Origin of the sequence: Ructibacterium gallinarum (assembly GCF_014982785.1) — a bacterium.
Classification (GTDB): Bacteria; Bacillota; Clostridia; order Monoglobales; family Monoglobaceae; genus Ructibacterium; species Ructibacterium gallinarum.
This window is the reverse complement of the sequence record NZ_JADCKB010000040.1, coordinates 1-13,202: the sequence shown is the minus strand read 5'-3', so window position 1 is coordinate 13,202 and position 13,202 is coordinate 1. Positions and strand designations below refer to the sequence as shown.

General features: G+C 46.3%; 16 protein-coding genes and 1 pseudogene. All 17 read right to left on the bottom strand.

What is annotated here, in order from left to right:
• Positions 1-174: 174 nt before the first annotated feature.
• Positions 175-1,107 (bottom strand): hypothetical protein, encoded by a 933-nt coding sequence (locus tag INF28_RS12215; protein ID WP_226393732.1) that lies wholly within the window; start codon positions 1,105-1,107, stop codon positions 175-177.
• Between the two features lie 9 nt (positions 1,108-1,116).
• Positions 1,117-1,875: a hypothetical protein gene (locus INF28_RS12210; RefSeq protein WP_226393731.1), complete on the bottom strand. Its 759-nt coding sequence runs from the start codon at positions 1,873-1,875 to the stop codon at positions 1,117-1,119.
• A gap of 210 nt (positions 1,876-2,085) precedes the next feature.
• Positions 2,086-2,346: a Txe/YoeB family addiction module toxin gene (locus tag INF28_RS12205; protein WP_226393730.1), complete on the bottom strand. Its 261-nt coding sequence runs from the start codon at positions 2,344-2,346 to the stop codon at positions 2,086-2,088.
• Between the two features lie 2 nt (positions 2,347-2,348).
• Positions 2,349-2,615 carry a type II toxin-antitoxin system RelB/DinJ family antitoxin gene (locus INF28_RS12200; RefSeq protein ID WP_226393729.1) on the bottom strand — a complete coding sequence of 89 codons (267 nt, stop codon included), beginning with the start codon at positions 2,613-2,615 and terminating at the stop codon, positions 2,349-2,351.
• 112 nt (positions 2,616-2,727) lie between these two features.
• Entirely contained in the window at positions 2,728-3,747 is a 1,020-nt protein-coding gene (dcm, locus tag INF28_RS12195; protein WP_226393728.1) for a DNA (cytosine-5-)-methyltransferase, read from the bottom strand.
• Positions 3,740-4,081 carry a conjugal transfer protein TraE gene (locus INF28_RS12190; RefSeq protein ID WP_404815179.1) on the bottom strand — a complete coding sequence of 114 codons (342 nt, stop codon included), beginning with the start codon at positions 4,079-4,081 and terminating at the stop codon, positions 3,740-3,742. The genes dcm and INF28_RS12190 overlap by 8 nt, the downstream gene beginning before the upstream one ends.
• Positions 4,082-4,365: 284 nt before the next feature.
• Positions 4,366-6,537, bottom strand: a pseudogene (locus INF28_RS12185) (VirB4-like conjugal transfer ATPase, CD1110 family); the annotation flags it as partial.
• On the bottom strand, positions 6,452-6,889 hold the full coding sequence (locus INF28_RS12180; RefSeq protein ID WP_226393726.1) for a PrgI family protein: 438 nt from the start codon (positions 6,887-6,889) through the stop codon (positions 6,452-6,454). The gene INF28_RS12180 and the pseudogene INF28_RS12185, both read right to left, overlap by 86 nt.
• Positions 6,889-7,272, bottom strand: coding sequence for a hypothetical protein (locus INF28_RS12175; protein WP_226393725.1), 384 nt, complete (start codon positions 7,270-7,272; stop codon positions 6,889-6,891). Before INF28_RS12175 ends, INF28_RS12180 begins: the two co-directional genes overlap by 1 nt.
• A 3-nt stretch (positions 7,273-7,275) precedes the next feature.
• Complete coding sequence (locus tag INF28_RS12170) at positions 7,276-8,040, bottom strand: DUF3849 domain-containing protein (RefSeq protein ID WP_226393724.1); 765 nt, start codon at positions 8,038-8,040, stop codon at positions 7,276-7,278.
• Positions 8,041-8,054: 14 nt separating this feature from the next.
• Complete coding sequence (locus INF28_RS12165) at positions 8,055-8,594, bottom strand: MT-A70 family methyltransferase (protein ID WP_226393723.1); 540 nt, start codon at positions 8,592-8,594, stop codon at positions 8,055-8,057.
• 11 nt (positions 8,595-8,605) lie between these two features.
• Positions 8,606-9,475 (bottom strand): VirB6/TrbL-like conjugal transfer protein, CD1112 family, encoded by an 870-nt coding sequence (locus INF28_RS12160; RefSeq protein ID WP_226393722.1) that lies wholly within the window; start codon positions 9,473-9,475, stop codon positions 8,606-8,608.
• Between the two features lie 3 nt (positions 9,476-9,478).
• On the bottom strand, positions 9,479-9,691 hold the full coding sequence (locus INF28_RS12155) for a Maff2 family mobile element protein (RefSeq protein WP_226393721.1): 213 nt from the start codon (positions 9,689-9,691) through the stop codon (positions 9,479-9,481).
• 1 nt (position 9,692) lies between these two features.
• Positions 9,693-11,474 (bottom strand): VirD4-like conjugal transfer protein, CD1115 family, encoded by a 1,782-nt coding sequence (locus tag INF28_RS12150; RefSeq protein ID WP_226393720.1) that lies wholly within the window; start codon positions 11,472-11,474, stop codon positions 9,693-9,695.
• Positions 11,471-11,953 (bottom strand): PcfB family protein, encoded by a 483-nt coding sequence (locus INF28_RS12145; RefSeq protein WP_264175778.1) that lies wholly within the window; start codon positions 11,951-11,953, stop codon positions 11,471-11,473. Before INF28_RS12145 ends, INF28_RS12150 begins: the two co-directional genes overlap by 4 nt.
• A 74-nt stretch (positions 11,954-12,027) precedes the next feature.
• Positions 12,028-13,005 (bottom strand): S-layer homology domain-containing protein, encoded by a 978-nt coding sequence (locus INF28_RS12140; protein WP_226393719.1) that lies wholly within the window; start codon positions 13,003-13,005, stop codon positions 12,028-12,030.
• A gap of 106 nt (positions 13,006-13,111) precedes the next feature.
• Positions 13,112-13,202: IS3 family transposase (locus INF28_RS12135; RefSeq protein WP_226393436.1), on the bottom strand; the 91-nt coding region annotated here is incomplete at its 5' end.

The window sequence follows — 13,202 nt, the reverse complement described above, 5'->3', positions numbered from 1 at the left end:
TAGGAATGTCCGGATAAAACATATTGTACTGCTTCTAGTTTTATTTCTTTACAATATAATTCTTTGCCCATAATATACACCTCCATAATCTCAACTATGTATGTCCAACTTTTGGGGTGCATATCATTTTTTGCCTTAAATTCTTCTTTATCCCGTTTCATGTCTCACCTCCGGTTATCCAAGTTCCGGCCCGGTGCGTTTGACCGATTTTTGTTCCGGTTGGACTTCCTTTGCCTGTTCTGTTAGCTGTTTGCGGATAGAAGGTTTTACTGCCTTGTCGCCGGGTTCATATTCCGCATACTCCATACAGCCGTAATTGATATGGTCGAAAAGATGCTGATATTCTTTGTCGGCGCCTGCTTTCATTTCTGAAAGCATTTCCTTGAAATCGCCCATGAACCCCCAGCTGCTATCCACTTCTTCGCCGTCTTTTTCTATGACGTACCCGTAGCACTCGCCGCGCAGATAATTGTCATATGTTTCTGTCTCGCTGATTAAAAGCTGTTTTGCCTGTTTGAGCGTCTCTTCATTGACGGCCCCGTATTCCTTTTTGATTTTATCGTGCCCGGCATAAATCCAGCCGACCTGTCCTGCGTCCCAGCGGTCGTTATACGGGTAGGAATGGCTGCACGAAATGGAAAGGCCGCTGTGGTCGTACAGGTACAGCGGCAAAATGACATTCTTTTTATCCGCAAGCTCTTTGAGCGCGTTGATCGGTAAACACTCTAAAATATATTCCTTTGCCATATCCGAATGGTTCAGTGTTTTAGGGGAAAAGGTATATTCCGTAAACCATTTATTAAAATGTGCGTCATGTGTGCGCAGCGCCCATTCCCGGTTATGCCTGTCGTATTCAAGTTTTACCGAAGCACAGCCGCCCTTTTTGACAAAATCGATCACTTCATCAGCGGACAGGGTATCGCGCACACATTGTTTCAAGAAATCCGACGGCTCCGAAAAATCGTGCTTGTTGCCTAAATCATATCTGCTGTGCCAGCAAACCATTTTACCAAAATTGTCATAATCTGTCCTCGGATCGGGAGGGAATTCGTCAATTTCCACTTGTAATTTATATGCCGGCGCCTTTGTTGTAACATTCTTCATCATCTGCACCGCCTATCCGAGTTCCGGCACGGAACGTTTGACCGATTTCTGTTCCGGTTGGATTTCCTTTGTCTGTTCCGTTAGTTGCTTTCGGATAGAGGGCTTTTTATCAGGTAAGGGGTGTTCTTTTGCCTTTTGCATGGCCTCCGTGGTGTAGCCGGGCAATAGCTGGCCGTGTACTATAAAGGGACGGGTATATTCATCCGGGATAGGCGGGGAAATTTCCGTGAACAAATGTGCATACGCTTTGATCCTGCCTTGCAGATATTTTTCCGCCGACGCTTTATCTGCAAAGGAACGTTCCTGCCCGGCAACCTTTTCATTATAGTTTTCGTGGGGGCTGTTGGTGTAAATATCCCATCTGACCTCCCATTTTGCAGGCTTGCCGCGCCAGCTATAGCCCTCCTGCAGCCGGCAGCTCATTTTATATACCGCGTTGCTGATACTGTCATACCCATAGTTGTCTTTTGCCTTTACCCATTTGTTATAGGAATGTTCGGCCTTTGGTATTTGTACATATTCGATTGCCCGGTTAAACTGCTGCGTCAATGCCGCCTGCTTTTCCCAATCCCGCGCCGCCTGCCTGACGTTTTCGTACGCTGCCTTTTCTGCCATTACACTGCCTGCGTGCAAGTCCAATAGTTCTATCAGCGGTTTTGAAATCAAGCCCGATATATCCGGCTCGCCGTATACCGTGTGTTCTATTTTAATCTGGCTGCCTTCCGTCAGCCTGTCAAAGTCATAGCTTTCGTAATCTTTATGTTCTTTCAAATTGTTACCTCCTGTCTGAAAAGTTTAAGGCATGGAAGTTGTGGAAAACCGCTTTGCGGTTTTCGCACAAGTCCCACGCCATTTTGGTTATGGAAATATGGAAAACTCCAAAGAGTTTACACACATTCCCACAACCTTACTGCTGCTAAAATCGCATAAAAAAAGGACATTGAGGTTCATCAATGTCCTTAATTAAAACAATGTTTCTTTTTAATCTTCATAATGACCCTTGCAGGAAGCGATAATAATATTGCCGTCCGCCGCCTTGTAAACAATCCTGTTTTCGCCGTCTATACGGCGGCTCCACCAACTGCTGAGGTTTTGTTTCAACGGCTCCGGTTTCCCAAGCCCGGAAAAGGGGCTGCGCTGAATATCTTTTATCAGCGTGTTGATCCTTTTTAATGTTTTCTTATCCTGCGTCTGCCAATAACAATAGTCGTCCCATGCACTTTCTTCCCATAACAGTTTCATCTTTACTCCCCATCCTCAATCAATCCGTGTTCCACCAGCTTCGCCCGGCCGGCGTCAATATCCGAAATGATTTTTTCCAAATGCTTCATATTGCTTTCGGAATAGAATGGGTCGGCAGAAATCTCAAACGGGATCCGTTTCTCTCGGCTTACTTTTTTTGCGAATATGGTAAATGCAGTTGTCATAGACATCCCCATTTCCTGACAGGTCTGTTCCATTGCTTTTTTCAAATCTTCATCCATACGGAAATTTACCATTGTCTGCGCCATATAAATCCACTCCTTTCATATCGCACACTTATTATACCACTTTGTAAAGCAAAAGTCAATACTTCGCTTTACAATTTATAGTATGAACCAATTATTATTTTTGATACATATTTCAAAGAGTGTTTTTGTCTGCGAAGACACACCTATCTACACAAGCCCCTGTTTCAATGTCCGCGATACATTTCAGTATCGGGTACACCTGCGGAGGACAAACGGCGTTGCCAAGTGTTTTTAACCGCAATGCCCTGTTTTCCGTTTCCTCTGTTATACGCGGAACACCGACAGGCTCCCGTTTCCACAGCTTACGTCCGTCCATCCCTGCGGGAACCCCATCAGCCATTCCACCCATTCGGGATTGAGGGCTGCCGTGTCGCTCACCGGGTTTTCCTGTTTGATGATCTGCGCCGCAAGGCTTGACATGTCCTTGCTCTGTTTCATGGTTTCCGGTTTTAGCTTTGACCGGAACCCGTCTGAGGCTATCGGTGTCAAGTAGAACACCGCCGCCGAAAGGGGAAGGCTCCACCTTGCACCGTTTTGGTTTTTCTTCCGCCATATTCCGTTTTCCGAAAGGTATACATTCATATTCATTGCGTCCTTTACATTCCGGTCGTCGCTTGCAAGGGGCGTGGGAAACATTAACGCCGACGATAAAAGTTCTTGTGCGCTCATGCCACGCGCCGACGCCGCAAGCCGGATATACGAATGTCCAAACAGCGTAGCCTGCACGCTCCAAGTCAAACAGCGTCTTGTCGAGCCCCATATGGATAAACCCGGCAACATTCTCCCCAAGCACCCAATGGGGCTTGAGTTCGGAAATAACTCTTGCCATTTCCGGCCAGAGATACCGCGTATCGGTAAATCCTTTCTGCCGTCCTGCTGAGCTGAACGGCTGGCAGGGGAAGCCTCCGGATATGAGTGTAACTGTTTTTCGTCCTGTCTTTTCAAAAAATGCCTCCTTTGTCAGAGTTGTAATATCACGGAAGCGGGGAACATGAGGCCAGCGCTTTTCTAAAACAGCGGTCGGATAGTCCGCCCATTCGCACTGGCACACCGTTTCAAATCCCGCCGCCTCCGCCGCCAAATCAATCCCGCCAATACCGGAAAATAAACTTAAATGCGTCAGCTCATTCATTCTGTATCATTTCTTCCGGTTTGGTTGTCATAAGCTGATACAGCTTTGTATCTTTCGGGAAACGGTCAATAAAGGGGATAATGGTATTCCCATAAAACAAAAGCCCCTCGCCGGCTCCCGATTGTGTCACATAAGAAAGCTGCTGCGGGGAAATGCCAAGCCTTTTCGCAAGGATTTCCCGATCACCCTGCGCCTGATTCAGCATATAGATATAGTCGCTGTTTTCAAAGATGTTTTCTATCTCTGCGCTGGATAATAGGTCTTTAACGTTTTGTGTAATCTGTTTGTGATTGCCGGACAGTTTTTTATCTGTCCCTCCGGGGCTTTCGCCCATTTTCATCGGCGTGTCGGTTCACGCCCGGCATAGCATATCTTTTTATCACGGTCAAATGACTGTACCGGCCGATAACGCGGACTCGTGGGGCTGTTATATTCTGCATAAACAGTTTCAAGCCCTATGCGTTGCGCGTGGCGGCCATTTTGCCGGCCGCCTTCCGCTCGGGTTAGGACGCTGCACCTTTCCCTATTTTTTCCGCGTTGATAATGCTAACATACCTGCCGGTTTCAGTTAGCACGGCGTTGTATGAAATCTAAGCGTATAACGATTTTCATACAATACACACCTGTCGGAATACCGCCCCATTTACGGAAGCGTTTCCAAATTTCTACCGAATAAGCCGCTGTCTGTTCGTCTTTTAAGAGTAAATGAAATTCATCGCAGTAATAACGGGTGTATTTTGACTTACTGTTTATAATATCCGTTGCGCCCGGTTCAAGCCGGATTTTTATGTTCCGGTTGATAGTAACCCTGTTCCATACTTGGTCTTGCACCACCAGCATACCCAGCTTTTTTAACTGCTTGCCGAGCTCTTTAATATCAAAGCAGACAATGCGGTTGGAAATATCAACCGTGGTGCGGTGGTTAAAGAAGTTTAAAGTGCCCTTTACATACAATTCCAGCGCGGCGGCAATATGCTGGGCTTCCTGTTCCGGCTGCTTCTTTATCTCGTTATATAAATCCTCTAATATAGGCATATTCTGAGGGATAGGGTTTTCAAAATATTTCTGGTAAATCCGTGTGACGCTGCGGTCGATGACCGTCTTTTCCACCGGCTCCAGCCCGTTCCTGCCGCCAATGATGAGTTCGCAGAACGACAGTACAAAGTCGCTCTTTAATGCCAGCGGGTTTTCCTCGTCGCTGTAATTTAAGTTAATATCCAAAGGATTGATATAATCCTTTGAATTGGGTGACAGCTTTATTACCTGCCCGTGCAAAGCTCGTACAAGCGCGTGATACTCGGATTCCGGATCACACACATAGCAGTCATCAGACGTCACCAGAAAGGCGTTTGCAATTTCACGCTTTGCCGCAAAACTCTTGCCGCTGCCCGGTGTGCCGAGTATCAGACCATTCGGATTTTTGAGCAGCTTTCTATCCACCATTATCATATTGTTAGATAGGGCGTTCAGTCCGCAGTAGAGGGCTTCGGGGCTGTCCGAGAAAAGCTCCTGCGTGGTAAAGGGTACAAAAATAGCGGTGCTTGATGTTGTCAGGCTCCGCTGTATTTCAATATTGTTTATCCCGATCGGCACGCTTGCCATGAGCCCGTCCTCCTGCTGGTAGTCCAGCCGTCTTAACGGGCAGTTTTTCTGCTGTGCGATTGCCGACGCTTCAAATATCCGGTTTTCAAGCTCCTTACGCGTCCTGCCTGTGTTCATCACAAGCACGGTCACTAAAAACAGCCGTTCGTTCCGGCTCTGCAAATCCTCCAACAGCTTTTTGGCGTCCACACCGAAGGTCATAATATCCGGCGGTAATATGTCCATGTCATAACCGCTGCGTACTGCTTTTTTCTGTTCCTCGATACGCATTTTATCTATGTCGGTAATTTTCCGTTTTATCATTTTGATTGCCTCGGTCTGGTCGATACTTTTAATATGGATATTGACCGCAAGGCTCGCTTGTATATCCAGAAAGTTTTTCAATAGCTCGTCGGTGAGCTCCGGCGCAAGGATATGTAAAAACGATACCGCGCCGATAGTATTTCCCATTTTGAAATACCGACCGTCTGAAAAATCAAAGGAAGTGGGTGCGATAAAATCCTTTGTGGTTAGGCCTGTTTTGGGTATCAGGTTCCATGAAAAACTTAATTTGCTGCCGTCGCCGTTAAAACAGTTATGCAATAGCTCTAAGCGTTCTATCCCGGAAAGGGGGAACGCGCGGACGCCCAGCACCTTAAAATTATTCAGAATATCCACCTCGATACGTTCCAGCCGCTGCTTTGCGTTTTGAATGTTGTCTGCTTCAATCCCAAACGTGATATATTTTTTTCGCACAATACCGTTGTTGCCCCGCGCAAGCTGGCCTTTTAACATTTCCGTATATTCTTCCCGGATGTCGTTAAACTCGTCATCGCGTGCCTTTATATCAATCGCCTTTTCGTACTCTGAAATATCCATGGTCTGGTTCAGAAATGAAAGCTGAACAGAAATAGACGTATCAAAGTAGTTGAGGAAATCGCAGTAATTTTCAAAGATAATGTTTTTGTCCTCGTTGCGCGCCAACTGGTAGTTAATATCTAAAAATAGTACGGTCTTTGTGTAGAAGTTATCCGTTACACGGCAAATGCCGTCCGGGCGCATTTCCTTGTAGGGGATTGTGTCCTGCGCGCTCATAGCAATTTTACCCTGCATTTTTGCTTTCTTAACCGCGTCGGCGATCTGCCGCCTTTGCCTGCCTGTCAGCGGTTTGTCTTTTGGCAGGGCGGTTTTCTTTTTTGTTTCCGGCAATTCTATCAACCTCCTGTTCCAATATAATTTGCTTTTCCATTGCCGAATAGAGATTATTCGTCACATACGGCCGCACCTTTGGGCGGCGGTATTTTGTGTTAATATAATGCTTCAAAATCTTTTCAAGCGGCTGTCCGTTTTTCTCATAGAGCGCTAAGAGGAAGAAAGGCAGCGCGCACGCCAGCAGAACCAGAACGGCGCCCGTCGTCCCTAAAAGCCCTCTTGTTAAAAAGTACGCCGGGACGCCCACGGCCGCCGCAAGGAAAAAACAAATGAGCTGGCGTTTTGTCAGGTTAAATGCAACCTTTGTCTTAACCGTGTTTAGGTCTTTCGGTACCGGTACATATGGCATTATCTCGCCCCCTTATCTATACTTTTTTGTTTCGGTTCCGGCTGTTTAGGAAGTTTGGCAAGCTGTTTTTTAACAGAAGGCTTTTGTTCCGCCGGTTCAATATGTTTGGCCCACTTTGGGGCGCTTCTATCCGATAAATATTCCTCCAGCGTATTCAAGCTGTTGTATATAGCGATATAATTCGGATTGTTTGATATTTCCGTATATTCATAATTGGGTGAACCGTGATAGCTTGTATCTTTGGCGTGTATCAGCTTACCATTTTCAACATTCAAAAATTCACCATATCCCATATTAAATCCAAGAGCAGATTTAATCTGTTTGATAGCGTCGTACATATCAATCTGTACTTTCTGACGGAAAGTAGCGGTAATATCAATCATTTGTTATCTCGCCCCCTTATCTATACTTTTTTGTTTCGGTTTCGGCTGTTTTGGAAGTTCGGCAAGCTGCTTTTTAACAGACGGCTTTTCAAACTCCCTGACTTTTTCTTTCGCCCAATCGGATACAAGTTCAGGCTTTAGCTGTCCTAAAAAGCGGGAACGCTCAAAGTGCGTATATTCCCCGTCTGCAAGGAAACGGCCGTAAACCTGCCGTCCTCTTGCCGTGGGCAAACACCCGAACCCGCTTTGTGCATAAAATAGCTGGTAGTCCGGTGTTTTATACTCGTCTTTTATCCCCGTCGGATTTAGTACCATTATTTTATTTTCAAAATCAAGGCCGTCCGGCGGTATGCAGTGCCCGCTGTTCCATAAGTTTAATTCCCTGTATCTGTCCCGGACGTCAGCAGTAAATATGTTGACAAGTCCCGGATTGTCAATCAGAAAATCTACATTTCTGCGGCTGTTATTATCGGGAATGTATATTGTGTCCGCCCAATCTTTATTGTATATGGAAATCCGCCCGTCATAATCAAAATGCTGTATGGTGTTTGCCAAAACATACATCGTGCGGTCAAATCCAAAATCCTCACTGATTTTCTTTTCTATGCCGGGTTTCAAATGGTAACCGTCAAAGTTATCCGCAAGGGCTTTTCTAATTGCCTGCGCGCAGGCGATATTTTCATTATGCGATTGTTTATATAAATCCATTTCGCCGTTTCTTTCCGCTTCCTCAAAAGAATAGGGATATATCGGCTTATGCTCTTTCATTGTGCATTTCTCCTTTACTCCATCCAAATATCATTCAATACCTCGTTGCCCCAAACGTCCCAGCCTGCCGCCTTTTGCCTTGCAAACAGTTCAAGGCGTGGCAGGTCACCCACAAGCTCTACAATCCTGTCCCGTACAACATCAGGCTTTTTGCTATGCTGCTCCACAGGGGACACGACAAGCTCGCGCACACATGCGGAAACTCTTTTCGGTTTGCCTTTGGTCGCGAGCAAACAGATTTCCGCATTGTTCCGCGTCCACCAACCAAGCCCCATAAACCACTTCCCTGATTTCTTCGTCTGCTTTATCCAAGTAAAAGCAACCGTCCTGTATGTAAACCCCCAAGCCTTGATAACGTCAAAGCATTCCTCCAGCTTTGGGAAGGTCACCCATAAAAACAAAGCGCAGTTTTCAGCCGCAAACTTTGATATGGGCAGGGCACAGATTTCATCAAGAGGCATGACCGGATAATGCTTTGACGGTGAACCTCTCAAATTTTGCCCGCCTTGATATTTCCAAGGCGGATCGGCGTAGATAATGTTATACTGTTTCATAGCCGCCCTCCTTAGTGCGCATTAAAGATAGATTTCGATATACTGCCGGTCTTAAACAGGGTAAAGCACAGTACCACGGTATAGGCCGCAATGGAAAATATGGTCGCGTGAATATCGGTTGTAACGATAAAGCCGTTTACCAATGCGGCGTATATCCCGACGCACACCATGATAAAAAATCCCTGAAAGCCCAGCGCCACAAGTCCTCTTAAATAGTTATTTCCTATCTGTCCCCATTCGCGGTTTGTCATGGTTGCAAAGGAGATCGCTCCTACCGAGCTGTAAATGTAAATTTCAATCATCCTGCCGAAGATAACGACGGTAATACACACCGACAGGATTTTCATACACAGGCTGACGAGCGCCGTTTCCAGCATTAAGAGGACAAGCTCGCCCGTCCCCATCGCCTCCAGCGTCGTCCGCATATCCACAAGCGCGGCGGATATATCTATATTCGTGTTTGCGCCGATTACCCCGGCACTCTGCCGCACCACATACTGCCCCAAGTCGAATACCGCCATGATAATATCAAAGGTATGCGTTGCGATAAACACCGCAACGCACGCCTTAAAGATGTACTTGAAAAACATAAATGTATCTACGTCATGCAGGTTGTTTTTCTCGGTTATCATGGTGATAAGTTCATAGCACAATACAAATGTGATGATAAGCCCCGCAATGGGGAGCACCACGTTTTCCGATAGCGTCTGAATGATAGAAAACACGCTTGCGTTCCACTGCTGCGGCGTTTTACCGACTTCCGCTGCAATGGTTCCCACCTTTTCGTTGACGTCGTTAAACATGGTGCTGAGGCTCCCCTCGATAAGGGAAATTAAAAACTCGTTGATCGCCTGTGTGATTTTTTCAAAGATACTGTCCATAAATTAGAACAGCCCCGATAAAAGCGGGATAAGGGTAGTACCAATCACCACAACGCCGCCGCCCGCCATGAGTTGTTTGATACCTTGACTTTTCGCGCCCGGGTTATCATTTCCATATCCTTCCATTAAATTGATGCCGCCCCAGACGCAAAGCCCCGCGCCGAGGGCGATTACCAAGGTTTGCAGCACGTTTACTGCTTCACCGAAAAATTGCATATTAAAGTTCCTCCTTTTCCTGTTTTCCTGCCGCCTCCTGCGGCAAGTCGATTTTGTAATAGTCGAAAACCTCATGCTTTGATACAATCGGTTTCCTGCGTTTCAGGTATTTCTCTATATCAAACGTATTTTTCTTGTCGTAGTCGGATAAATACTTGTAATTGGGATGCCGGGTTATATCAAATTTATCTGACAGAAACGGCCGCACGCCACGTAATTGCAGAATACATTTCCCGCCGTCCATGACCGCCAATTCGTCCTCGCTCATAAGCGCTTTCCCTAACTTCTGATAGGAAAGGCCGTAGGAGTTCTGGTTGCTCCGTGTTTCGGAAGTATTGTAAAGGTCGATTGTTTCCTTGCCTAACACCTCGGACAGTTCTTTAAGCGTTGTCTTTTCCTTGCCGCCCAAAAACAAGGTGCTGTCACAATTCCCTGTAATCGTATCGGCGTTATCTTTGTAGATCGCCTTAAGCTGGCTCTGTGACTGCAAAATAATAGAAGCCGATATTTCACGGCTCCGTATGGTAGCAATCAATTTTTCAAAGTTCGGGATTTTGCCGATATTTGCAAACTCGTCTAAAAGACACCTGACGTGTACGGGAAGTCTGCCGCCGTATTCGTTATCCGCCTTATCACAAAGCAGATTGAAAAGCTGTGAATACATCATGGCGACAACAAAGTTAAATGTGGCGTCCGTGTCGGAGATGATAACGAAAAACGCCGTTTTCCTGTCGCCTAAGGTGTCAAGTTCCAATTCGTCATATTCCATTAAGTCCCTGAGTTCCTTTATGTCAAACGGTGCTAATCTTGCGCCGCAGCTAACTAAAATCGATTTCAGAATTTTGCCCGCCGCTAATTTGAATTTGCGGTATTGCTTGACGGCGAAGTGCTCCGGCTCCCTTTCCGCCAATCGTTCAAAGAGCATATCCACTGGGCTTTTGAAATTTTCGTCGTCCTCGCGTGCTTCTGACGCATTTATCATATCCAAAAGGGTGATGAAATTTTTTTCTTCCTCCGGCGCTTCGTACCAGATATAGCCGATATATGCCGAATACAAGAGCCGTTCGGATTTCACCCAAAAATCCTCGTTTGATTTTTCGCCCTCGCCTTTGGTATTCTCAATCAGCACGTTTACCAGTTTCAAAATGTCCTTTTCAGACTTGATATAGGCAAGTGGGTTATAGCGCATACTCTTTTTGAAATTTATTGTATTCAGTACCTTAATGCGGTAGCCCGCCCGTTCCAGCAGCTTGCCACACTCTATCAAAATTGTTCCTTTCGGATCAGTAATGCAATAGCTTGAATGTAATTGCATAAGCTGGGGTTTGACAAAAAATCTCGTCTTGCCGCTGCCGCTGCCGCCGATGACAAGCACGTTTTTGTTCCGCGCATACTTCGCTATTTTTGGGCGGCTGTTCATGGTGAGGCCCTCGGTGTTTGTCAGCAGAATATTGTTCTTAAAATCCTTATCCATATACGGCTTGATGTCTGCCGCCGTGCCCCAGCGGGCAGAGCCGTACTCCGCGCCTTTGCGGTATTTCTTCGCGTTTTTGCTCCGTACATACAAAATACCCTTGACTACCAGCGCGCCCAGCACGCCAAACAAAAGGTCGAGGATATGAAAAGAGAGTACCGGCGCTTTGAAAAGCTCCGATACTCCCTTGACAAGAGCAAATATTTTGTTTCCCTCGGTTATCCTGCACATATACGCCAGCTTATCCGCGATCCAGAAGATAAAGAGGAAGGGGAGGTTGGAGAGGATCACTTTTTTATCTATCTTCATAATTCCACGCCCCTGTCCTGTACCTTGACTTTTTCGCGCCGGCGGTCCTGTGCTTTTTCAGCCGCTTTTTCCTGTTTCAGTTCTTCCCGGACAGACTTTTTCTCTTTGCGTTTCAGGATTTTCTGCGAATACTCGTTAAACGCCATGGAAATGCGTTCCTCGTCCCGCCCTTTGAAAAACACATAGTAGAGGGGCGGCTCTTTGGTTCGGTCTTTCTTCAAAGCAAAGTCTATTTCATATTTCTTTGCTGTCCGGGTAAAGATACCAATATTTTTGTTGGTTATTTCAATATTAGAAAGCGCCGCGTTCTGCTTTTCCAAATCCGCCAAGCTCTGTTTCCCTTTCGGTATCTCATGCGACTTATTATTGCGGCTCTGCAAATATATCTGCATGGCCTGTGCAAGCACGCGGCTTGTCATTTTCGTTGCGGAAACAACCAAGGCAATCGTTTTTTGCGTTACTTCCTCCTGAATAGGCAATTCCCCCTTTCAAGCGCAAAGAGGGGCGGCGTATCTTTGCCGCCCCCCATTGCATATTTACAATTTCTATCGGCTTACTTCACCCAAATTTCATTTTCGGAATTGCTAACCGCCTTATGCGTATTCGCCGCCTCCATAATGTCGTAATACGCCCAATGCGTGTTGTTTTTCAGGTCGGTAAACTTGTTCAGCACAGACAGGTTATCATTGATATGCTCTTTGTCCGCCGTCCGTCCGGTCATGCGGTTTACAACCGTCACAACCTCAGCGCGGGTGATGTTGGTATCCGGCTTGAAACTGCCGTCTGCATAGCCGTTGAGCCATTTTTCATTTGTGGCAAAGGAAATGTCTTTGACCGCCCAATAGCTGCTGCTGACATCGGGATATTTTGTTGTGCTGGCCGGATATTTCACCTCGTTAAACAGGTCATAGTAACGTACCGTCATAGCCGTAAATTCGGCACGGGTAACAGGTGCGTCCGGTTTGAAAGTTCCGTCCTCATAACCCTTGATGATGTCGTACTTTGCAAGATAGCCTATATAATCGGCATACCAAGCGTTTTTGGAAACGTCCGTAAAGGAATGGTTCCCGCTGATTTTTTCGTCTTTTTCCTCGCTTACCATTCTGGCAAAGATCGCCGCCGCCTCGGCGCGTGTCATATCGCCGTCCGGCTGGAATGTACCGTCCTCATAGCCGACAATATACGCTTTGTGTTCTACTGCGGGCAGAATGATAACACCGTCTTTATCGGTTTTACCCGTGACCTCGTTCTTTTCCCTGTCTTTCAAAATGACGGTGTAATCTGCTTTCGCTTTGCCGTTCCGGTCGGTAACGGTGATGGTATACCAATTCCCATCATCTAACGTCTTGCCAGCTGGCAGGGTGAGAGTTACTTTATCCGTTCCCGTGGATTTGGAAACGGAAACAGTTTTGCCGTCTTTATCTGTTACCTTGACATTAACGGAATTGATACTGCTGACAAAACCGCCGCCACCTCCGCCGCCGGAGATCGAGCCGCCGCCACCGCCGGAAGATTTCACGGGCAGCGTCACCTGACCGCTGGCGTTAGTCGTACCGGATTTTTCGCTTGTCTTATCCTTGATTGTTACCGATACGCCTTTGATGAAGTGAACCCCAAAAGTTGGACAAATTTTAAAATTAATTTGCTAAGGATTGAGTTCTAAACTGAACAGGACTCATTCCTTTTAATTTTAATGAAATTCTCTCGTTGTTATAGTAATCAATATAC

Excerpts from the sequence above, each read along its gene's own strand:
- INF28_RS12150 (WP_226393720.1), bottom strand. The coding sequence starts at position 11,474 with ATGAAGATAGATAAAAAAGTGATCCTCTCCAACCTCCCCTTCCTCTTT.
- INF28_RS12190 (WP_404815179.1), bottom strand. The coding sequence starts at position 4,081 with ATGGGCGAAAGCCCCGGAGGGACAGATAAAAAACTGTCCGGCAATCAC.
- INF28_RS12165 (WP_226393723.1), bottom strand. The coding sequence starts at position 8,594 with ATGAAACAGTATAACATTATCTACGCCGATCCGCCTTGGAAATATCAA.
- INF28_RS12160 (WP_226393722.1), bottom strand. The coding sequence starts at position 9,475 with ATGGACAGTATCTTTGAAAAAATCACACAGGCGATCAACGAGTTTTTA.
- INF28_RS12180 (WP_226393726.1), bottom strand. The coding sequence starts at position 6,889 with ATGCCATATGTACCGGTACCGAAAGACCTAAACACGGTTAAGACAAAG.
- INF28_RS12175 (WP_226393725.1), bottom strand. The coding sequence starts at position 7,272 with ATGATTGATATTACCGCTACTTTCCGTCAGAAAGTACAGATTGATATG.
- INF28_RS12205 (WP_226393730.1), bottom strand. The coding sequence starts at position 2,346 with ATGAAACTGTTATGGGAAGAAAGTGCATGGGACGACTATTGTTATTGG.
- INF28_RS12170 (WP_226393724.1), bottom strand. The coding sequence starts at position 8,040 with ATGAAAGAGCATAAGCCGATATATCCCTATTCTTTTGAGGAAGCGGAA.
- INF28_RS12155 (WP_226393721.1), bottom strand. The coding sequence starts at position 9,691 with ATGCAATTTTTCGGTGAAGCAGTAAACGTGCTGCAAACCTTGGTAATC.
- INF28_RS12215 (WP_226393732.1), bottom strand. The coding sequence starts at position 1,107 with ATGATGAAGAATGTTACAACAAAGGCGCCGGCATATAAATTACAAGTG.
- dcm (WP_226393728.1), bottom strand. The coding sequence starts at position 3,747 with ATGAATGAGCTGACGCATTTAAGTTTATTTTCCGGTATTGGCGGGATT.
- INF28_RS12200 (WP_226393729.1), bottom strand. The coding sequence starts at position 2,615 with ATGGCGCAGACAATGGTAAATTTCCGTATGGATGAAGATTTGAAAAAA.